The 18,412-nt window shown below is 67.2% G+C and carries 17 protein-coding genes; 9 read left to right on the plus strand and 8 right to left on the minus strand.

From position 1 onward, the window contains the following. The first annotated feature begins 32 nt into the window (after positions 1 to 32). Positions 33 to 1,013: an AraC family transcriptional regulator gene (locus U5775_RS04360; protein WP_322056894.1), complete on the plus strand. Its 981-nt coding sequence runs from the start codon at positions 33 to 35 to the stop codon at positions 1,011 to 1,013. Positions 1,014 to 1,079: 66 nt separating this feature from the next. On the opposite strand, the gene U5775_RS04365 is transcribed toward U5775_RS04360, so the two are convergent. From U5775_RS04365 to U5775_RS04385, 5 genes are all read right to left on the minus strand, one after another. Continuing rightward, entirely contained in the window at positions 1,080 to 1,799 is a 720-nt protein-coding gene (locus U5775_RS04365) for a DUF2894 domain-containing protein (protein WP_322056895.1), read from the minus strand. Next, a complete protein-coding gene (locus U5775_RS04370) occupies positions 1,792 to 2,457 on the minus strand; it encodes an OmpA family protein (RefSeq protein WP_322056896.1) in 666 nt (221 codons plus the stop codon). The genes U5775_RS04365 and U5775_RS04370 overlap by 8 nt, the downstream gene beginning before the upstream one ends. Next, a complete protein-coding gene (locus U5775_RS04375) occupies positions 2,454 to 5,315 on the minus strand; it encodes a DUF802 domain-containing protein (protein ID WP_322056897.1) in 2,862 nt (953 codons plus the stop codon). Before U5775_RS04375 ends, U5775_RS04370 begins: the two co-directional genes overlap by 4 nt. 23 nt (positions 5,316 to 5,338) lie before the next feature. Further along, entirely contained in the window at positions 5,339 to 6,235 is an 897-nt protein-coding gene (locus U5775_RS04380; protein WP_322056898.1) for a DUF3348 domain-containing protein, read from the minus strand. A gap of 75 nt (positions 6,236 to 6,310) precedes the next feature. Next, a complete protein-coding gene (locus U5775_RS04385; RefSeq protein ID WP_322056899.1) occupies positions 6,311 to 7,234 on the minus strand; it encodes a LysR family transcriptional regulator in 924 nt (307 codons plus the stop codon). Between the two features lie 217 nt (positions 7,235 to 7,451). Here U5775_RS04385 and U5775_RS04390 point away from each other — a divergent pair, with 217 nt between their 5' ends. The 7 genes from U5775_RS04390 to U5775_RS04420 all read left to right on the plus strand — a co-directional run bounded on the left by U5775_RS04390 (position 7,452) and on the right by U5775_RS04420 (position 13,602). Further along, positions 7,452 to 8,117: an amino acid ABC transporter permease gene (locus tag U5775_RS04390; protein WP_322056900.1), complete on the plus strand. Its 666-nt coding sequence runs from the start codon at positions 7,452 to 7,454 to the stop codon at positions 8,115 to 8,117. Continuing rightward, complete coding sequence (locus U5775_RS04395; protein WP_322056901.1) at positions 8,114 to 8,875, plus strand: amino acid ABC transporter ATP-binding protein; 762 nt, start codon at positions 8,114 to 8,116, stop codon at positions 8,873 to 8,875. Before U5775_RS04390 ends, U5775_RS04395 begins: the two co-directional genes overlap by 4 nt. A 44-nt stretch (positions 8,876 to 8,919) precedes the next feature. Further along, positions 8,920 to 10,233, plus strand: a complete 1,314-nt coding sequence (locus U5775_RS04400) for an aspartate aminotransferase family protein (RefSeq protein WP_322056902.1) — start codon at positions 8,920 to 8,922, stop codon at positions 10,231 to 10,233. An 11-nt stretch (positions 10,234 to 10,244) separates the two neighbouring features. Beyond that, positions 10,245 to 10,925 carry a 3-oxoacid CoA-transferase subunit A gene (locus tag U5775_RS04405; protein ID WP_322056903.1) on the plus strand — a complete coding sequence of 227 codons (681 nt, stop codon included), beginning with the start codon at positions 10,245 to 10,247 and terminating at the stop codon, positions 10,923 to 10,925. Then, a complete protein-coding gene (locus U5775_RS04410) occupies positions 10,900 to 11,562 on the plus strand; it encodes a 3-oxoacid CoA-transferase subunit B (RefSeq protein ID WP_322056904.1) in 663 nt (220 codons plus the stop codon). The genes U5775_RS04405 and U5775_RS04410 overlap by 26 nt, the downstream gene beginning before the upstream one ends. Beyond that, the gene (locus U5775_RS04415; protein WP_322056905.1) at positions 11,559 to 12,758 is read left to right on the plus strand and encodes an acetyl-CoA C-acyltransferase; all 1,200 of its coding nucleotides are present in this window, start codon (positions 11,559 to 11,561) and stop codon (positions 12,756 to 12,758) included. Before U5775_RS04410 ends, U5775_RS04415 begins: the two co-directional genes overlap by 4 nt. 70 nt (positions 12,759 to 12,828) lie before the next feature. Continuing rightward, complete coding sequence (locus U5775_RS04420; RefSeq protein ID WP_322056906.1) at positions 12,829 to 13,602, plus strand: transporter substrate-binding domain-containing protein; 774 nt, start codon at positions 12,829 to 12,831, stop codon at positions 13,600 to 13,602. 84 nt (positions 13,603 to 13,686) lie between these two features. Here U5775_RS04420 and U5775_RS04425 read toward each other — a convergent pair whose 3' ends face one another. Then, positions 13,687 to 14,385: a TetR/AcrR family transcriptional regulator gene (locus U5775_RS04425; protein ID WP_322056907.1), complete on the minus strand. Its 699-nt coding sequence runs from the start codon at positions 14,383 to 14,385 to the stop codon at positions 13,687 to 13,689. A 64-nt stretch (positions 14,386 to 14,449) separates the two neighbouring features. Between U5775_RS04425 and shc the strand changes: the two genes are divergently transcribed. Next, on the plus strand, positions 14,450 to 16,483 hold the full coding sequence (gene shc, locus U5775_RS04430) for a squalene--hopene cyclase (protein ID WP_322056908.1): 2,034 nt from the start codon (positions 14,450 to 14,452) through the stop codon (positions 16,481 to 16,483). A gap of 109 nt (positions 16,484 to 16,592) precedes the next feature. Here shc and U5775_RS04435 read toward each other — a convergent pair whose 3' ends face one another. Together U5775_RS04435 and U5775_RS04440 are read right to left on the minus strand one after the other, a co-directional pair. Beyond that, complete coding sequence (locus tag U5775_RS04435; RefSeq protein WP_322056909.1) at positions 16,593 to 17,720, minus strand: aminotransferase class V-fold PLP-dependent enzyme; 1,128 nt, start codon at positions 17,718 to 17,720, stop codon at positions 16,593 to 16,595. Between the two features lie 177 nt (positions 17,721 to 17,897). Then, entirely contained in the window at positions 17,898 to 18,407 is a 510-nt protein-coding gene (locus tag U5775_RS04440) for an HPP family protein (RefSeq protein ID WP_322056910.1), read from the minus strand. Positions 18,408 to 18,412: the final 5 nt, after the last annotated feature.

An 18,412-nucleotide genomic window follows, 5' to 3' on the forward strand; every position in this document is an offset into this window, starting at 1 on the left:
GGCGGCACCCGAACGGAAACGCAGAGGAGCAAATGGCGACAGACCTGTTGAGCGCCGCGCTGGCGGATCTGCGCGCCGACGCCGTGGTGACGGGGCATTTCTCGCTCGCCGCGCCGTGGGCGTTCGTGAAGCCGGCGGTGGAAGGGGCGGCGTTCAGGACCGCCTTCGGCGCGCCTTATTACATCGTCGTGGAAGGCGTGGAGCCGCTGCGCGTGGAGGCGGGCGACTTCGTGCTGCTGCCGCACGGCCACGAGCACGTGCTCGCCTCGGCGCCCGACGTGGCGCCGGTGCCGTTCGACGATCTCGTCGCGCGCGAAGGTATTCGCCCGAGCTTCGACACGCCCTTGCGGCTCACGGCGGGCGGTGGCGGCGAGAGCTGCGATCTCTATACGGGCATCGTGTTTTACCGCGAGGCGGTGCGCAATCCGCTCTTTTCGGTGCTGCCGCCGCTCATTCACGTGCGCGCCAGCGACCCGGCCGTGGGCCCCTGGCTCGCCGATACGCTGATGGCCTTCATCCGCGAATCGATGGCGTGCCAGCCGGGCTGGGCGGTCGCGGCGGCGCGCCTCGCCGACGTGCTGTTCGTGCAGTTGCTGCGCGCGCATCTTGCTTCGGCGATCAGTCACACGGGCTGGCTGCGCGGGCTGATGGACCCGCAGATCGGCCGGGCCATCGCGCAGTTGCATCGGCACCCCGAGCGCGACTGGACCGTCGAGTCGCTCGCGGCCACGGCGGGCATGTCGCGCTCGCGCTTCAGCGCGCGTTTTGTCGAGCTCGTCGAGGAGACGCCGATCGGGCATCTGACCGCCTATCGCATGTATGTCGCGAGCGGCGCGCTGCGCGATTCGCGGCGGCGGCTGATCGAGATTGCGACTAGCGTGGGGTATGCGTCGGAGAAGGCGTTCATTCGCGCGTTCCGGCGCTGGTCAGGCATGGCGCCCAAGCAGTACGCGCGCAGCATGCGCGATTCGCACGACGCGCCGTACGCTTCGGCTGTGCCGTATGGGGCGTGAGTGAGGCGGGTGGGATCGCGCCCGCGCTTGCGTTAGCGTTGTCTTGCGGTCGGCTTTCCGGCGGCTTTATCGCGACCGCTTGCGTGTTCCCTTCTTCGCCCCTTCTTTCGCCGCGCTCGCACGCGGCGCTTCCTTTGGCGCCGGCGCCGTGGCGACGCTCAGGTCCTCCAGCCACGAGAGCGCGTCGGCATATGCGAGGAACTGGCGCAGATAGCCCGGCGAGAGCTCGCGCATGAGCAGCAGCGCGCGATGCACGAGACTGCTCGAATTGAGCGGCCCGGCATTCTTCGGCACTTGATCGAGCGACTGCTGCACTTGCTGGTCGGCGCTCAGCTTCGACCAGACTTCGCGGAAGTAATCGAGCAATTCCGCAGGCGGCCCGCTGCGTGCGAGATGGTCCGCGCTGCCGATTTGCGCGGCGAGGTTTCCATGCGCGGTGGTGCTTTTCCGTGGCTGGTTTTCCGCGAACCCATCGGCGTGCGTTTGCGCGTCTTGCGCGATGGATGTCGCGCGCTCGATCCCGGCGGCATAGGCCGCGAGCAACGCATCGATGCGCGCATCGAGCACTCGTCGCGTGGCGCCGGCATGCGTGCTGGCACGGCGGTCCAAGGCGTCGATCAACGCGAAGCGCACGGGATCGAGCCGGTCGGCGCCTTGCGCGCGCCAGGCGTCGAGCGTGGTGCGGGCGCGCGTGGCTTCGTGCTCGCGGCCAACGCCGCTTTGCACGGCGTCCGCATCGTCGATGCTAGCCACTTCCGCGGCCTCGTCGCGCGCGTCGTCACTCATGGCCGTCACGCGTTCCGGTTGGCGCACGCGCGTTGCTCGCGGGCCGCGGCACCGCTGCGATCTCCACGCGGCGGTTCTTCGCACGGCCCATCTCGTCGGCGTTCGAGCTCACGGGCTGCTCCGATCCGAACGCCGCCGCGAACACCGACGACGCCGGCACGCCCGCATCGATGAACGCGCGCGTCACGGTGAGCGCGCGCTCGGCGGAAAGCTCCCAGTTGTCGGCGAAGCGGCGGTTGCCCGCGTGGACCTGCTGGTCGTCGGCGAAACCGCTCACCATGAGGATCTGGTCGCGGTCGCGCAGATACGCGGCAAGCGGTCCCGCAAGGCTCTTGAGCAGCTCGCGCCCCTGCGGCTGCAGTTGATCCGAGTTCAGCGCGAACAGCACATTGCCGCTGATGCCGATGCGGCCGTTCACGAGCGTCACGCGCCCCGCCGCGAGCGGCCCGGCCAGCGCCTGCTCGAGCGTCTTGCGCCGCTGCGTTTCGATCTGGCGCTGCTTGACCTCGTTGGCGAGGCGCGTGGACGCTTCGAGCTGCATGCCGATCACGCCGACGAGGATCAGCACGAACGCGCCCAGCAGCGCCGCCATCAGGTCGCCGAACGCGGCCCAGACCGGCGCGGTGGGCTCCACGCCGCCGTCGATTTCGTCGTTCATGCGGCTTCAGCCCCCGCTTGAGCGCTGAAACGCTGGAGGTTCTCGACGATCTGCTTCTGCGAAAGCAGGCTCAGGTCGATCACTTCCTTGGCCTGGGCGACGTAGTAGGCGAGCTGGTCGTCGCTGCGCGCGAGCGACTTGTCGAGCGCGGTTTCGATGCGCTGCAACTGCGTCATGAGCTTGTCGTTCGAGGCGCCGAAGTGCTGCACGGCCGCGCCGAACGCATCGCCGAGGCTCGCCATCTCGACGGCGCTGCCCGTGACCTGGGCCGCCGCGCCTTCGAGCGTGTGCGCGCCGCTTTGCACTTGGCTGGAGAAGCGCGCGCCCACGCGCTCCATGAGGCCCGCCGACGTCTGCACGAGCGCGTCGATGGCGGCGCGCTGCCCGGTGCTCGCGTGATTCACGGCGTCGAGCAGCGTGGTGACGGTGGAGAGCAGACGGCTGCGCTCCTCGAGCATCGCGGTGTCCTGAACCATGCTTTCGGAGAGCTTCTGCCGCAGCTCGGCGACCACTTCGGCGGCCACGCGCGGCGCTTCCGATGCGGCGTCGACGAGGCGCGCGATTTCGGTGATGGTGCCGTTGGCGTGTGCTTCGGTTTGGGTGGCGATGTCGTTGGCGGCTTTCGCGAGGGCGTCGCAGGTTGCTTGCTGGTGTTCGGCTGCTTGAGCGCTTGCTGCTTGCCATGCGGAGGCGTTGGCTTCGGCTGCGCGTGCGATTTCTGCGATCGTGCCGCTGGCGTGTGCTTCGGTTTGCGTGGAGATGTCGTTGGCGGTTTTCGCGAGTGCGTTGCAGATGAATTGCTGGCGTTCTGCGGCCTGCGTGCTTGCCGCTTGCCATGCCGCCGCGTTGGCTTCAGCCGCGCGCGCGATTTCCGCAATCGTGCCGCTCGCATGTGCTTCAGTCTGCGTAGCGATATCGTTCGCGGTCTTCGCGAGCGCATCGCAAATCATCTGCTGACGTTCCGCTGCCTGCGTGCTTGCCGCTTGCCACGCCGCTGCATTGGCTTCAGCCGCGCGCGCGATTTCCGTAATCGTGCCGCTCGCATGCGCTTCAGTCTGTGTAGCGATATCGTTCGCGGTCTTCGCGAGCGCATCGCAAATAAATTGCTGACGCTCCGCCGCCAACGCGCTCGCCGCCTGCCACGCCACCGACGACGCTTCAGCCACGCGCGTGATCTCGGCGATCGTGCTGTTCGTATGCGTGCTCGCATGCGCGGCAATCTCGCTCGCGGTTCGCGTCAGCGTCTCGCACACGGCCTGCTGGCGTTCCGCCGCCTCCGTGCTGGCCGTCTGCCACGCAGCCGTTGCCGCAACGGCCGCGCGCGAGATTTCGGCGAGCATGCCCTTCGCGTGCGCTTCGGTCTGGGCCGCAATCGCGTCGGCGGTTTGCGCGAGTGTCGCGCAAACGGTCTGCTGATGTTCGGCGGCCTGGGTGCTGGTCGCGCGCCATTCGTCGCGCAGCGTGGCGCCCATCGCGCCGAGCGTTTCGCTCCACGTCGCGAGGCGCGCCTCGTCGCGCGCGACGAGCTGCGTCTGCAGATTCGCCTGAGCCTCGCTCACGGCGCGCAGCAGCGCCGCCGAATGCTGCTCGAAGGTCGCGGCGGCCGAGGAGAGCGCCTGCTGGTTGTCGCCCGCGAGCTTTTCGCCGGCACGCTCCTGGCGCGCGAGCGCCTCCTGCCACGCCTGCGAGACCCCCGAAGCCGACGCCGCGAGACGCGCATCGACGTCCTGCACGAGGCTGGCCGAGCGCGTTTCGAAGGTCGCGGTGAAACGCTCTAGCGCGCCCTGCAGGTCGCGCGAAAGCGCTTCGCCCGAGCGGCGCTGGTCCGCGAGCGCCTCGTTCCAGATGCCGGCCACGCGCGTGGTATTGGCCTCGAAGCCCGAGGCGAGGCCGTCGAGCTGGCGCTCCACGGCCTGCGTGAGCGTGCCGTGCAGGGCCGCGCTTTCGCGCGCGAGGCCCGCCATCGTCGCTTCGACGACGGGCGCGAAGGCCGCGCCGGCGGCGCGCGCGCTTTCGGCGGCGCTCGCCTTGAGCGATTCGCCCACCGACGCCGCGAGGCGCGCATAAGCGGCCTCGGCATTGCCGAGGAAGGCCTGCTGGCTCGCGATCTGGCGCTCGCCGAGCGCGGCGCCCTGACGTTCGATGGCCGTCATCATCGCTTCGAGGCGCTCGACCAGCCTGGGCATCGCCTCGGCCTGGCGCTGCATCAGCGCGAAGCTCGTCTCGCGCTGATGCGCCTGCGAGAACGGGCGCAGCGTGGTGGCGATCTGCGCGTCGAGGCGCTGGGCGGTCTCGATGCGCTCGCGGCGGCACAGCGCGGAAAGCAGGCCCAGCGTCGCCGAGCTGGCCACGCCCGCGATCGAGGTGCCGAACGCGAAGCCGAGCCCGCGGATCGGACCGGCGAGCGCGGCGCGGATGCCGTCGAGATCGGTGGCGCCGTCGAGCGCCACGCCGGTGCCGCGCAGCGTCGTCACCATGCCGAGCAGCGTGCCCAGCATGCCGAGCAGCACGAGCAGGCCGACCAGATAGGGCGTGAGCGAGGGACCGGGCAGCGCGACGCGCTCGCCTTCGATGCGCGCGCGCACGGCGCTGCGCAGGCTCGGATGCAGTTGATCGAGCCACGCGCCGAGCGAGCCGGCGGGCCGCGGCGACGAACCCGCGGCGCCCACGGCGCGCGCGAGCGTGGCGGTGGCCTGGGTGTAGCGATACAGCTCGAACGCGCCGGCCACATAGCAGGCGCCGATCAGCACGGTGACGGCCAGCGCGAGCGGATTCGAGCCGGCATAGCCGGCGGCGATCCAGCACACTGCCGCGAGACCGGCGAGGAAAACAACGAGATCGATACGAAGTCTGGACATAGCGTTTGGATTAGCGTGCGCTACTAGCGGGCGCGAAGGGCCGCGAGCAGCCCTTCGACCGGTTGAAACCGAACGTCGAGTTCGGCGAGCAATACGCTCTGGACATCTTTGCGGAATGCGTCGAGCCAGGCGAGCGATGCGGCAGTGCCGATGGGGCTCGCCTGGACCGTCGCCGTGGCGCCTGATGTTGCAACGTCTTCCGCCTGTTGCGTGCGTTCGGCGCTTTCGGCGCCGGTTGCATCGTCGGCTGCGGGCTGCGCTTCACGGGCCGCTGCTTCACGGGCCGCTGCTTCGCGGGCCGCTTTGCGCAGACGCTCGAAATGCGCGCCCAGCAAGCCCGGCACCGCACCGAGCAGACTGCGCTCGCGCGCGGCGAGCGAGCGCTCCATGGCGGCGTCGAGCGTCGCGAGCTTCGCCATGGCGGGCGACACCGCCGCGAGCCGGCTGCGCAGGCGTCCGCGCAAATCGCCGATATCGGTCTCCATCTTCTGCTGGAGCGCGAGGTAGCACTGACGAAAGACCGCGTAGTCGGCATCCGTTTCGGGCGCTTGCGCAGGCGGCGCGGGCTGCTGCGACGCGCGGGCGTGAGCGTGACCGTAGGCGCCGCCACGGCGCGCTTTCGCGGGCGCGAGCACGCCGTCGAGGGCAATCGCCTTCGAGAGCGTGGAGCGCAGGCTCAGGCACCGCTGCGCCTCGTCGTCGCCGTTCGCGGGCGCGCCGCCCGCCACGGCGGGCGCCGGCGCGGAGAGGACCGTCGAGAGCGCGATCGCGTCGGTCCAGCCGAGCCACTGGCTCAGCCGGTCCGCGAGCGGCTGCGGCGAGGCCTGCACCTCGGTCTCGCCAAGGCGCGCCAGCAGGCGAACGAGGGCCGGACCGCTCAGTGACGTGCGCAATGACGTGCGTTGCGGGGGATGGACCATACCACAGGAGGCAAAAAAGGCATGAGTTTACACGGCGCGGCGCGATGGCTTGAGGTTTTGCGTCCTGGGCGCGGCTCAGGCAACGGAAAACGCGTCCGGATAAGCCGTTTGCGCCGCGGTTTCGCGCACGCAGGCCCGGGCGATTTCGAGCACGTCGCTCACGGCGCGATTGTCCTTGAGCGCATGGCGATGCGCGAGATAGAAGTCGAATGACTGGTTCGAATCGAAAGCGCGCGCCACGAGGTCGCCGTTCGCGCAGAGATCGGCCGCGGTCAGCGCGTTGAGCAGGCTCACGCCGTTCGTGAGCCGGATCACTTCGCCCAGCGAGCTCAGGTTCACGCGCAGATCGTATCCGAGCCGGCGCCGGTCGCCCGAATCGTGGAACACCAGATGATCGGACTGGATCGGCTTGATGTATTGCTGATCGGCGAGATCGTCATAGGTCAGCCGCTCGCGTTTCGCGAGGCGGTTCTTGCGGGTGAGCAGCGCCACCATCCGCGCGCTGAACACGGGCGTGAAAATCAGCCCCGGCTCGTGGATCTGGTACGACACGATCGCGAGATCGAGGCGGCCGCCTTCGACGTCCGCGATCAGTGCGCCGCTCGACGCAATGTCGAGCGCGACGCCCGTGCCCGGATGCGCCTGCAGATATTGCTGCGCGAGCCGCGGACCGAAGCGGTGGCACAGCCCCGGCGCGCAGCCCACGCGCACGGAAGCCACGCCGCTTTCCTGCAATAGCGAAATCTCCTCCTCGATGCGATCGAGCCTGCCAAGCAGCTGGGCCGCTTCGTCGAGCATGTAGCGGCCGGCCGGTGAGATCTGCAGCCGCTGGTTCTCGCGCTCGAACAGGCGGATGCGCAAGCTGCCCTCGAGCCGCGCGAGGGCGTGGCTGACCGCCGACTGCGTCATGTCCAGCCGCACCGCCGCCTGGCGCGTGGACCCGGTGGTGGCGATCGCATGAAAGATCTCGATGTCGCGCAGGCTGAATTCGGTCCGCATGGTGTTCTCTCCCGTCAATCAATTGATCGAATAATTTCATATATTGACCGAAAAATAATTCAAAGCGAGACTTCGTTCTCACCAGGCAACGCATCGATTCATTCTGTACCAAGCCTTCCGGGCACTTTCAAGGTGATGAATGAAATCGGTCAACACACGAGGAGACAGGTCCCGGCGCCACTTTGCCATCGGGTAAAGGGTGCTGGCTGATCGCGCCATGTTCGATATCCACATTGTTTTCAAATACCTGCCGATGCTGTTCGAGGCGGCGCTCGTCACGGTGGAGCTGACGCTGCTCGCGACCGTAGCCGGTCTCGTCATCGGTCTCGCCGCCGCACTGGGCCGGCTCTCGCGGCACCGCGTCGTGCGCGACGCGATGGGCGCCTATATCTGGCTGATCCGCTCCACGCCGCTGCTGGTTCAGCTCTTCATCATTTATTTCGGTCTGCCACAGTTCGGCATCGAGCTTTCGCCATTCGCGTCGGGCGTGATCGGTCTCGCGCTCAATGTGGGCGCCTACAACGCGGAAACGATCCGCGCCGGCATCCTGGCGATTCCGCACGGGCAGATCGAGGCCTCGCGCTCGCTCGGCTTCGGCGCCGGGCGCACGATGCGTCTCGTCATCCTGCCGCAGGCGCTCAAGCTGATCGTACCGCCGCTCGGCAACAACCTCATCATCCTCACCAAGGACACCTCCCTCGTCTCGACTATCACGCTCGCGGAGCTCTTCATGCGCACGCAGCAACTGGTCGGGGCCACCTTCAAGCCATTCGAGCTCTACTTCGCCTGCGCCATGATCTATGCACTGCTAACTACTGGAACGAGCCTGCTGCTGCGTCAACTCGAGCGCAGCCTGATCCTCAAGGGAGGCCGCACGTCATGAGCCACGCCGAACCGCAGATCGCCCTGCGCGACATCCACAAGACCTATGGCGCGCTCGAAGTGCTCAAGGGCATTTCGCTCGAGGTGAACAAGGGCGAGGTGGTGGTGCTGATCGGGCCGAGCGGCTCGGGCAAAAGCACGCTGCTGCGCTGCGTGAATCAGCTCGAGACGCCCACGCGCGGCGAGGTGAGAGTGCTGGGCAGCCTCGTGAACGACCCGCGCCGCCGCCACGGCGAGCAGGAGCGCTACCTCAACGCGATGCGCATGAAAGTCGGCATGGTGTTCCAGCACTTCAACCTGTTTCCTCATCTGAGCGTGCTGGAGAACCTCATGCTCGCCCCGGTGCAACTGCTCCGCATGAGCGCGGCACAGGCGCGCGACGAAGCGCGCGAACTGCTCGACAAGGTGGGTGTGCTCGACAAGCAGGACGTCTATCCCGGCAATTTGTCGGGCGGCCAGAAGCAGCGCGTGGCGATCGCCCGTGCGCTGGCGCTGAAGCCCGAGGCCATGCTGTTCGACGAGCCCACTTCGGCGCTCGATCCGGAGATGGTGGGCGGCGTGCTCGCGGTGATGGAGCGGCTCGCGCGCGCCGGCATGACGATGATGATCGTCACGCACGAAATGCGCTTTGCCGAGCGCGTGGCCGACCGCGTCGTGTTCATGGCCGATGGGCGCGTCGTGGAGGCGGGCTGCCCCAGCGAAATCTTCCATCAACCCGCGCACGAGCGCACCCAGGCATTTCTCGCCGATATCCGCTGAGCGGGCGGCAACGCGTTCACGAACTTACGAGGCAATCGACGTCAATGAGCGATCATCTTTTCTACCAGTCCGCGGTCAAGCTGCCGACCGTCGCGCGGGCCGAGGGCATCTATGCGTGGGACACCGGCGGCAAGCGCTATATCGATGCCTGCTCGGGCGCCATCGTCGCGCAGCTCGGGCATGCGCATCCGGCCATTCGCGACGCCATGCTGGCCCAGCTCGACCAGGTCGCATTCGCGTATCGCACCCAGTTCGAAAACCAGCCCGCGCTCGATCTCGCGGACAAGCTGATTAGTCTCGTGGGCGGCCGCTACGACCGCGTGTTCTTCTCGGGCGGCGGCTCGGAGTCGGTCGAGTCGGCACTCAAGCTCGCGCGCCAGTACTGGTTCAGCAAGGACGAGCGGCAGCGCAGCGTGTTCATCGCGCGCAAGCCGTCGTATCACGGCTCGACGATGGGCGCGCTCGCCATGACGAGCTATACGCCGCTCACGCAGCCGTTCGAGCCGATGTTCCAGCTCTATCCGAAGATCGCCTCGCCCACGCAGTACCGGGTGCCCGCGGGAAAAAGCACCGAGCAATATGCGCTCGAATGCGCCGACGAACTCGACCAGGCCATCCGCGAGGTCGGCGCGCAGAATGTGGCCGCGTTCATCGCCGAGCCCATCGGCGGCGCGAGCACAGGGGCCGAGGTGCCGCACGATGCCTATTTCGCACGCGTGCGCGAGATCTGCTCGCGGCACGGCATCCTGCTGATCCTCGACGAGGTGATGACCGGCGTGGGCCGCACGGGCCGCTGGTTCGGCTTCCAGCACTGGAATGTGGAGGCCGATATCCTGTGCCTCGCGAAAGGGCTGGGCGCCGGCTATTACCCCACGTCGGCCATCGTCACGCGCGCCGAGCTGACCGATCCGGTGCTAGCGTCGGGCGGCTTTCAGCACGGCTATACCTACGCCGGCAATCCGCTCGCATGCGCTACGGCGCTCGCCGTGATCGGCGTGATCGAGCGCGAGCAGCTCGTCGAGAACGCGGCCTCGACCGGCGCCTACCTGCGCGGTTTGCTGGAGGAACTGGCGGCGCGCCATCACTTCATCGGCGACGTGCGCGGGCGCGGCCTCCTGCTCGCGATGGAGTACGTGGCCGATCGCGAGACGAAAACGCCGTTCGATCCGTCGCTGAAGTTCGGCGAGCAGGTGACGCGCTGCGCGCGCGAGCACGGCGTGATCATCTATCCGCGCAAGTCGCTGATGGGCGAGACGGGCGACCATACGCTGATCGCACCGCCGCTGATCACCACGCGCGCGCAGTGTGACGAGATCGTGGGCCGGCTCGACGACGCCTTTCGCGCGCTCGCGCTTTGAGGCGGCCCGCGATGAGCAAACTCATGCAACTGGCCGATGCGATCGCGCTCATTCCCGATGGCGCCTCCATCATGGTGGGCGGCTTCGGCTCGCCGGGCACGCCGTTTTCGCTGCTCGCGGAGCTCGGGCGCCAGGGCCGGCGCAATCTCACGATCATCAAGAACGATGCGAACCAGGACGGCTACGGCGTCTCGCGCCTCATCGAAACCGGCGCCGTGAGCCGGCTGCTGACGACGCATCTGGGACTGAGCGGGCCCGCGCGGCGCGCGCATCTGGCCGGCACGCTCAAGGTGGAATTCTTCTCGCAAGGCCTGTTCGCCGAGCAGATCCGCAGCGCCGGCGTCGGGCTCGCGGGCGTCGTGAACGACATCGAGCTTCCCGAGGAGCTGGGCGCGTCGCGCGAGACCGTGTCGGTGGGCGGACGCACGCTCTACTTCGAGCCGGCGCTGCACGCAGACTTCGCACTCCTGAGCGCTGAGTGCGCGGACCCGTACGGCAACCTGAGCTATCGGGGCGCCGCGCGGAACTTCTCTCCGCTCATGGCGATGGCGGCGCGGCGGGTGCTGGTCGAAACGCGCACCGTCCGCGACGCACCGCTCGCGCCCGACTGCGTGCATACGCCGGGCATTCATGTTCATGGCCTGATCCAGATCGACGGAGACCTCGATGAATACCGGCCCATCCTGCGCTGATCCGCGCCACGTGATCGCGCGGCGTGCCGCCCGCGAAGTGGTGCGCGGTCAGCTGATCAATCTTGGCATTGGCTTGCCGACCCTCATTCCCGCCTACCTTCGCGAACCGGCCGCGGCGTGTGTGCATTCGGAGAACGGCATCGTGGGCGTCGGGGCGCTCGCGCGCCCCGACGATCTCGACAGCCAGTTGATCGACGCGGGCGGCGGCTATGTCTCGGTCGTGCCGGGCGGCGCCATCGTCGACAGCGCGACCTCGTTCGGCATGATCCGGCGCGGGCTGATCGACATTACGTTCCTTGGCGCGCTGCAGGTTTCGGCGCAGGGCGATCTCGCGAACTGGCTCGTGCCCGGCAGTCTCGTGGCCGGTATCGGCGGCGGGGCGGAGCTCGCGCAAAAGGCGCGCCGCGTGATCGTGACAATGCCGCACGTCGACAAGGCCGGCCGGCCGAAAATCGTCACCCGCTGCACGCTGCCGCTCACTGCCAGCAAGCGTGTCACGACCATCATCACCGAGCATGCGGTGTTTGCGTGCGGGCCGGACGGGCTGCGGCTCGTCGAGCGGCTGGGCGCGCTGAGCGTTGCCGAGCTGCGCACGATCACCGAGGCGGATTTCACGGTGAACGAGGGGGCCGCATGATCGAGACTCCACGCAATGCATGGATCGTCGGCTATGCGCGCACGCCGATCGGGCGCGCGTTTCGCGGCGCCTTTAACGACACGACGGCGCCGACGCTCGCCGCCTTTTCGCTGCGGGCGAGTGTGGCGCGCAGCGGACTCGATCCCGAGCGCATCGACGACGTGATACTCGGCTGCGCGTTGCCGGAAGGTTCGCAGTACTACAACATCGGGCGGCTCGCGGCACTCGCGGCGGGGCTGCCCGCGACCACGCCGGGCATGACGGTCGACCGGCAATGCTCGTCGGGGCTGATGTCGATTGCGCTGGCGTCGGCGCGCATCGCCACCGGCGAGGCCGAGGCCGTGCTCGCGGGCGGTGTGGAGTCGATCAGCCTCGTCCAGAACGCGCACATGAACCGGCATCGGCAGCAGGACGCGCAACTGCTCGAGTTGCAGCCCGATGCCTATATGCCGATGGTCGACACGGCCGAAGTCGTCGCGCGGCGCTATGGCGTCTCGCGGCAGGCCCAGGACGACTATGCGGCGCTGAGCCAGCGCCGCGCAGCCGCCGCCGCCGCGGCGGGCCTGCTGCGCGACGAGATCGTGGCCGTCGATGTCCGCAAGATCGAGCACGACAAGACGAGCGCCACCACACAGACGCTTTCGCTGAGCGTGAGCGCCGACGAATGCGGACGGCCCGGCACGACCGTCGAGGCGCTTGCGCAACTGGCGGCCGTGCGCGAGGGCGGCTCGGTGACGGCCGGCAATGCCTGCGCGCTCGCCGACGGCTCGGCGGCGTGCGCGGTGGTCTCCGACGCGATGCTCGGCACGCTCGCGGCGCCGCCACTCGGCCGCCTGGTCGCGTGCTCGGTGGTGGGCTGCGGTCCCGACGAAATGGGCATCGGCCCCGTGCCGGCCGTGCGCAGGCTGCTCGAGCGCACGGGCCTGTCGATCGGCGATATCGGCCTGTGGGAGATCAACGAAGCGTTCGCTGCGCAGGTGGTGTATTGCATCGACACCCTGGGTTTGTCGCGCGAGCGCGTCAACGTGAATGGCAGCGGCATCGCACTGGGCCATCCCTACGGCATGACGGGGACGCGCCTCGCCGGGCACGCGCTGCTCGAAGGCGCGCGGCGCGGTGTCCGCTACGTGGTCGTCACGATGTGCATTGGCGGCGGCCAGGGCGCGGCCGCGCTTTTCGAAGTCGCCCGTTCGTGATGGCGCGCCGTTGCCATCGCGTGGACCTGCTTCATACGTCGCATAACTAACTACTTTCTGGAGACGAACGATGACCATGCTTAAGCGATTCACGATCGTGGCTTACGCCGTGCTCATGGGTGCCGCGAGTTTCGCCGTGCACGCCGAGGATCTCGACAAGGTGAAGCAGACCGGCACGCTGACCTTTGCCATGAGCGGCAAGTATCCGCCGTTCAACTTCATCGACGAATCGGGCAAGCTGCAGGGCTTCGACGTCGATATCGGCGATCGCATCTCGGCGAAGCTGGGCGCGAAGGCGGTGCCGGTCACGACCGCCTGGGACGGCATCGTGGGCGGGCTGCTGGCGGGCAAGTACGACGCGATCATCGGCAGTCTCGCGATGACGCAGGAGCGCCAGAAGGCCGTCGACTTCACGCAGAGCTATTACCGGTCCGGCGCCCAGCTATTCGTGCCCAAGGGCAGCAGCGTGCAGAACATCGGCCAGCTCAAGGGCGAGACCGTCGGCGTCACGCTGGGCGAGACCTATGAGGCCTGGCTGCGGCAGAACATGCCCGGCGTCCAGGTCAAGACGTATAAAGGGCTGCCCGATATCCTGATCGATCTGCGCAATCATCGGATCGAGGGCTTCGTCACGGACCGCATCGCCGGCATCCTGACGATCCGCGACAAGCAGATCGACGCGAAGCCGGTGGGGCCGTTGCTGTATCCGGAGCTGATGGCTATCGCGGTGCGCAAGGACAGCCCGAAATTGCGCGACGCCATCAACGTAGCGCTCGACGCGATTTACAAGGATGGAGAGTACGGCGCGATCAGCAAGAAGTGGCTGGGCGAGGACGTGCGCTGATTCGGCATAGATTCTGCGCGCAAGGATTCGACCGGCTCATGATGCCGACGAGAGTGTGCTTCGTCGGTCATGAGCTGTATTTCATCAGGATCCCTTACCACCCGTCATCCGCTCGATCTGCCGCACGACCTCGTTGCGCATCTCCGGCGACAGGTCCTGATAACCGAGCAGATCCGAGATCCACAAACCATCCGCCGCCAGCTTGCAGATCATGAGCCGCGCCGCCTGTTCGAGCGGCAGCGGGTCGGGGCGCGTCCACTTGCGCATGGGCTCCGAGTAGCGCTCGCGTATCTCGGGGTCGGTCATCATGGCGGCCACCAGCACGCGCAGCACGTTGGTGCTCGCGGCGGGGTTCGTCTCCTCGAGGGTCGTGTGCAGATACGCGCGCGCGTTGGCGCCGTGCGAGTCCTCGCGATCGGCGGCGATGCGCGTTTCCATCTGCGCCTCGAAACGCTCCAGCGTCTGCTCGAAGAGCGCGTCAAGGAGTCCTTGCTTGTTCGCGAAGTGATACTGGAGCGCGCCCTTGGTCACGCCCGCGCGTTCGGCGACAGCGTCGAGCGTCACCGCCTGCACGCCGTGATCGGTCGCGATATCTGAAGCGGCTTGCAGCAACTGGGCGCGCACCTGCACCGGCGCTTTTTTGCGGCGCGTGCCCGAGGTGGGGGCGGCGGGCTTTTCGCCAGGCTTTGGAGAGGATCGGGCCTCGGGATGCCGCGGGCTCGCGGCGCCGCCGGCAACATGTCCTGCCGCGCCGGCCGAGGCTTTGAGGGGGGAATTCTTCATGGGCCGATCTTACCATTGCGGGCTTCGGCGCAAAACATTCCGTACGGATGGTATTATTCGCGCCATGAAAAATTCCGACCTGCCCACCAGCCAGCCACGCGCGGCGCTGCTAGACGCCGCCATCGTCCGGGGGCGCGATGCGCTCGCGCGCCGGCAACAGCCCGATGGAAGCTGGTGCTTCGAGCTGGAATCCGACGCGACGATCACCGCCGAATACATCCTCATGATGCATTTCATGGGCAAGATCGACACGGTGCGCCAGGAGAAAATGGCGCGCTATCTGCGTGCGATCCAGCGCCTCGAAACGCATGGCGCGTGGGATCTCTACGTCGATGGCGCCCCCGACGTCTCGGCGAGCGTGAAGGCTTATTTCGCGCTCAAGGCGGCCGGCGACGCGCCGGGCGCGCCGCACATGGTGCGCGCGCGCGAAGCCATTCTGAAGCTCGGCGGCGCGGCGAAGTCCAATGTCTTCACGCGCATCCTGCTGGCCACGTTCGGCCAGGTGCCGTGGCGCGCCACGCCGTTCATGCCCATCGAGTTCGTGCTGTTCCCCAAGTGGGTGCCCATCTCGATGTACAAGGTCGCGTACTGGGCGCGCACGACCATGGTGCCGCTGCTCGCGCTGTGTTCGCTGAAGGCGCAGGCGCGCAATCCGCACAAGGTGTCGATCGCCGAGCTGTTCGTCACGCCGCCCCATGAGGAGCGCGCCTATTTCCCGCGCGGCAAGGGCGTGCGCAAGTTCTTTCTCGCTGTCGACCGCACGGTTCGCCATCTCGAGCCGCTGATTCCGCAGGCCTGGCGCTTGCGCGCGCTCAGGCACGCCGAAGCGTGGTGCGCCGAGCGCATGAACGGCGAGGACGGCATGGGCGGCATCTTCCCGCCCATCGTCTACAGCTACCAGATGATGGAAGTGCTCGGCTATCACGAGAATCATCCGCTGCGCCGCGATTGCGAGAATGCGCTGGAAAAGCTGCTCGTCGAGCGTCCCGACGGCAGCATGTATTGCCAGCCGTGTCTCTCGCCCGTGTGGGACACCGCGTGGAGCACGATGGCGCTCGAACAGGCGGTGGCGGTGCCGGATACCCCAAGCGCCGAGTCGATCTCCAACGCGCAACTGCAGCAGCAGATCGCGCGCGCCTACGACTGGCTCGCGACGCGCCAGGTGGACGACCTCAAGGGCGACTGGATCGAGAACGTGAGCCCCGACGTGCCGCCGGGCGGCTGGGCATTCCAGTACGCGAACCCCTATTACCCCGACATCGACGACAGCGCCGTGGTGGCCGCGATGCTGCATCGCCGGGGCCGCGCGCAAAAGCGCGCCACGGGCACGGACCCCTATGCCGCGCGCGTGACGCTCGCGCTCGACTGGATGCGCGGGCTGCAATCGCGCAACGGCGGCTTTGCGGCGTTCGATGCCGATTGCGATCGTCTCTATCTGAACGCGATTCCCTTCGCGGACCACGGCGCGCTGCTCGATCCGCCCACCGAGGACGTGTCGGGCCGCGTGCTGCTGTGCTTCGGCGTGACGGGCCGCGAGCAAGACAAGGCCGCGCTCGCGCGCACCATCGAGTACATCAGGGCGACGCAGCAAGCCGATGGCAGCTGGTGGGGCCGCTGGGGCACCAACTACCTATACGGTACGTGGAGCGTGCTGGCGGGTCTCGCGCTCGCGGGCGAGGACCCGTCGCAGCCTTATATCGCGCGCGCGCTCGCGTGGCTCAGGGCGCGCCAGCACGCGGACGGCGGCTGGGGCGAGACCAACGACAGCTATATCGACGCGCGCCTCGCGGGCACGAATGGCGGCGAGAGTGCGTCGAACTTCACGGCGTGGGCGCTGCTCGCGCAGATGGCGTTCGGCGACTACGAATCGGAATCGGTGCGGCGCGGTATTGCGTATCTGCTTTCGGTGCAGGATAGCGAGGGCTTCTGGTGGCATCGCTCGCATAACGCGCCGGGTTTCCCGCGCATCTACTATCTGAAGTACCACGGCTATACCGCGTATTTTCCGCTCTGGGCGCTGGCGCGTTATCGCCGGCTCGTTGCGGATGGGGCGCGCTTGAGCGCGGCGAAGCCGGTGCCCGAGGTCGCGCTGGCTTGAGCGCGGCAGGCATGAAGCACGCATGAAGTAAAAACAAAAACGCCACCTTTCGAGGTGGCGTTTTTTGCTTCAGCGATATGCCCGGCTAAAGAACGGCTTAAAGGGCGATTTAAGCAACGCGATCCAGCGCCTTGGCGAACCGCGCGACCGCGCCTTCGACGTCATGGAGTTTGTCGAGGCCGAACAAGCCGATGCGGAAGGTCTTGAAATCGTCGGGCTCGTCGCATTGCAAGGGCACGCCGGGCGCGATCTGCAAGCCCGCATCGGCGAACTTCTTGCCCGAGCGTATGCCGTCGTCGTCCGTGTAGCTGACCACGACGCCCGGCGCCTGAAACCCTTCGGCCGCCACGCTTCTGAAACCCTTCTCCGCGAGCAGCGCGCGCACGCGCTTGCCGAGTTCGAGCTGCTCGGCCTGCACTTTGTCGAAACCGTATGCCTCGGTTTCCTTTATCACGTCGCGCAGCGTCGCGAGGCTGTCCGTGGGCATCGTGGCGTGATAGGCGAAGCCGCCGCCCTCGTAGGCTTCCATGATCTGCAGCCACTTGCGCAGGTCGCAGGCGAAGCTGCTGCTGGTCGTGGCGTCGATTCTTTCGCGCGCGAGCGGGCTGAGCATGACGAGCCCGCAGCACGGCGATGCGCTCCATCCTTTTTGCGGCGCGCTGATCAGGATATCGACGCCCGTGGCTTCCATGTCGACCCAGATCGTGCCGGAGGCGATGCAGTCGAGCACGAACATGCCGCCCACGGCATGCACGGCGTCGGCCACCGCGCGCAAATACGCATCGGGCAGCATCATGCCGGACGCGGTTTCGACATGCGGCGCAAAGACCAGATCGGGCTTGTTTTCCTTGATTGCGGCGACCACTTCTTCGATCGGGGCCGGCGCATAAGCGGCCTGCCTGCCTTGCTCGACCGGACGCGCCTTCAACACGATCGACTCGGACGGAATGCCGCCCATGTCGAAGATCTGCGACCAGCGGAAGCTGAACCAGCCATTGCGGATGACGAGACACTTCTTGTTCGTCGCGAACTGCCGGGCAACGGCTTCCATGCCGAAGGTCCCGCTGCCCGGGACGATCACGGTCGACTTCGCGTTATAGACTTTTTTCAGGGCGCTGGAGATATCGCGCATGACGCCCTGAAACAGTTGCGACATGTGATTGATCGAGCGGTCGGTGTAAACCACTGAATATTCGAGGAGTCCCTCGCGATCGATATTGGGAAGTAAACCTGGCACGCTCGCCTCCGGTGAAGGATGAATACTGTGAGCCGTCTTTGCGATGCGATACCGCAGCAATCATGCAAACCGGCCTTTTGACGCGACGAAACCAGATTCTAACGAAAGCCGACAATCGGGGCATGCTTTTATGTGTGATCTGGCGCACGCACCCGTCAAGCGTGGATGCGCAGGCGCTCAGTCGTCTCCTCCATATTGCATTGCACGGACCGCGAGATTCATGGCCTGCGCCACGACGAGCAGACATACCACGCCGGCCAGCACCGGAAACAGCAGAAAGCTCGCGGACGCCGTGCCGCTCAGCATGATGACGAGCGGGTCCGCGCCCGCGGGCGGATGGACCGAGCGCGTAAGTTGCATTGCAGCAATCGCGAGGCCCGTTGCAAGCGCCATCGCCCAGACGCCGTTGCCGGCGAGCCAGAACACTGCAAGGCCGATCGTCGCGGAGATCAGATGGCCGAGGACGAGATTGCGCGGCTGCGCGAAGCCGCTGTCCGGCGCGGCGAACAACAGCACGCTCGATGCGCCGAACGGCGCGATGAGCAATGGCAGGCCGGTGAGCTTCGTGAGCAGTCCGACGACGGCGATGGCGGCCACGCCGCCAATGAAGCCCCGCACGACCCGCGGCGCGAGACGGAAGGCCGCTAACGGCGACGCGGCGATTTTCGTGTTGTCGAGTTCGTTCATGTCGA

Source organism: Paraburkholderia sp. J63, assembly GCF_905220245.1.
Taxonomy (GTDB): Bacteria; Pseudomonadota; Gammaproteobacteria; order Burkholderiales; family Burkholderiaceae; genus Paraburkholderia.

Excerpts from the sequence above, each read along its gene's own strand:
- U5775_RS04360 (WP_322056894.1), top strand. The coding sequence starts at position 33 with ATGGCGACAGACCTGTTGAGCGCCGCGCTGGCGGATCTGCGCGCCGAC.
- U5775_RS04365 (WP_322056895.1), bottom strand. The coding sequence starts at position 1,799 with ATGAGTGACGACGCGCGCGACGAGGCCGCGGAAGTGGCTAGCATCGAC.
- U5775_RS04370 (WP_322056896.1), bottom strand. The coding sequence starts at position 2,457 with ATGAACGACGAAATCGACGGCGGCGTGGAGCCCACCGCGCCGGTCTGG.
- U5775_RS04375 (WP_322056897.1), bottom strand. The coding sequence starts at position 5,315 with ATGTCCAGACTTCGTATCGATCTCGTTGTTTTCCTCGCCGGTCTCGCG.
- U5775_RS04380 (WP_322056898.1), bottom strand. The coding sequence starts at position 6,235 with ATGGTCCATCCCCCGCAACGCACGTCATTGCGCACGTCACTGAGCGGT.
- U5775_RS04385 (WP_322056899.1), bottom strand. The coding sequence starts at position 7,234 with ATGCGGACCGAATTCAGCCTGCGCGACATCGAGATCTTTCATGCGATC.
- U5775_RS04390 (WP_322056900.1), top strand. The coding sequence starts at position 7,452 with ATGTTCGATATCCACATTGTTTTCAAATACCTGCCGATGCTGTTCGAG.
- U5775_RS04395 (WP_322056901.1), top strand. The coding sequence starts at position 8,114 with ATGAGCCACGCCGAACCGCAGATCGCCCTGCGCGACATCCACAAGACC.
- U5775_RS04400 (WP_322056902.1), top strand. The coding sequence starts at position 8,920 with ATGAGCGATCATCTTTTCTACCAGTCCGCGGTCAAGCTGCCGACCGTC.
- U5775_RS04405 (WP_322056903.1), top strand. The coding sequence starts at position 10,245 with ATGAGCAAACTCATGCAACTGGCCGATGCGATCGCGCTCATTCCCGAT.
- U5775_RS04410 (WP_322056904.1), top strand. The coding sequence starts at position 10,900 with ATGAATACCGGCCCATCCTGCGCTGATCCGCGCCACGTGATCGCGCGG.
- U5775_RS04415 (WP_322056905.1), top strand. The coding sequence starts at position 11,559 with ATGATCGAGACTCCACGCAATGCATGGATCGTCGGCTATGCGCGCACG.
- U5775_RS04420 (WP_322056906.1), top strand. The coding sequence starts at position 12,829 with ATGACCATGCTTAAGCGATTCACGATCGTGGCTTACGCCGTGCTCATG.
- U5775_RS04425 (WP_322056907.1), bottom strand. The coding sequence starts at position 14,385 with ATGAAGAATTCCCCCCTCAAAGCCTCGGCCGGCGCGGCAGGACATGTT.
- shc (WP_322056908.1), top strand. The coding sequence starts at position 14,450 with ATGAAAAATTCCGACCTGCCCACCAGCCAGCCACGCGCGGCGCTGCTA.
- U5775_RS04440 (WP_322056910.1), bottom strand. The coding sequence starts at position 18,407 with ATGAACGAACTCGACAACACGAAAATCGCCGCGTCGCCGTTAGCGGCC.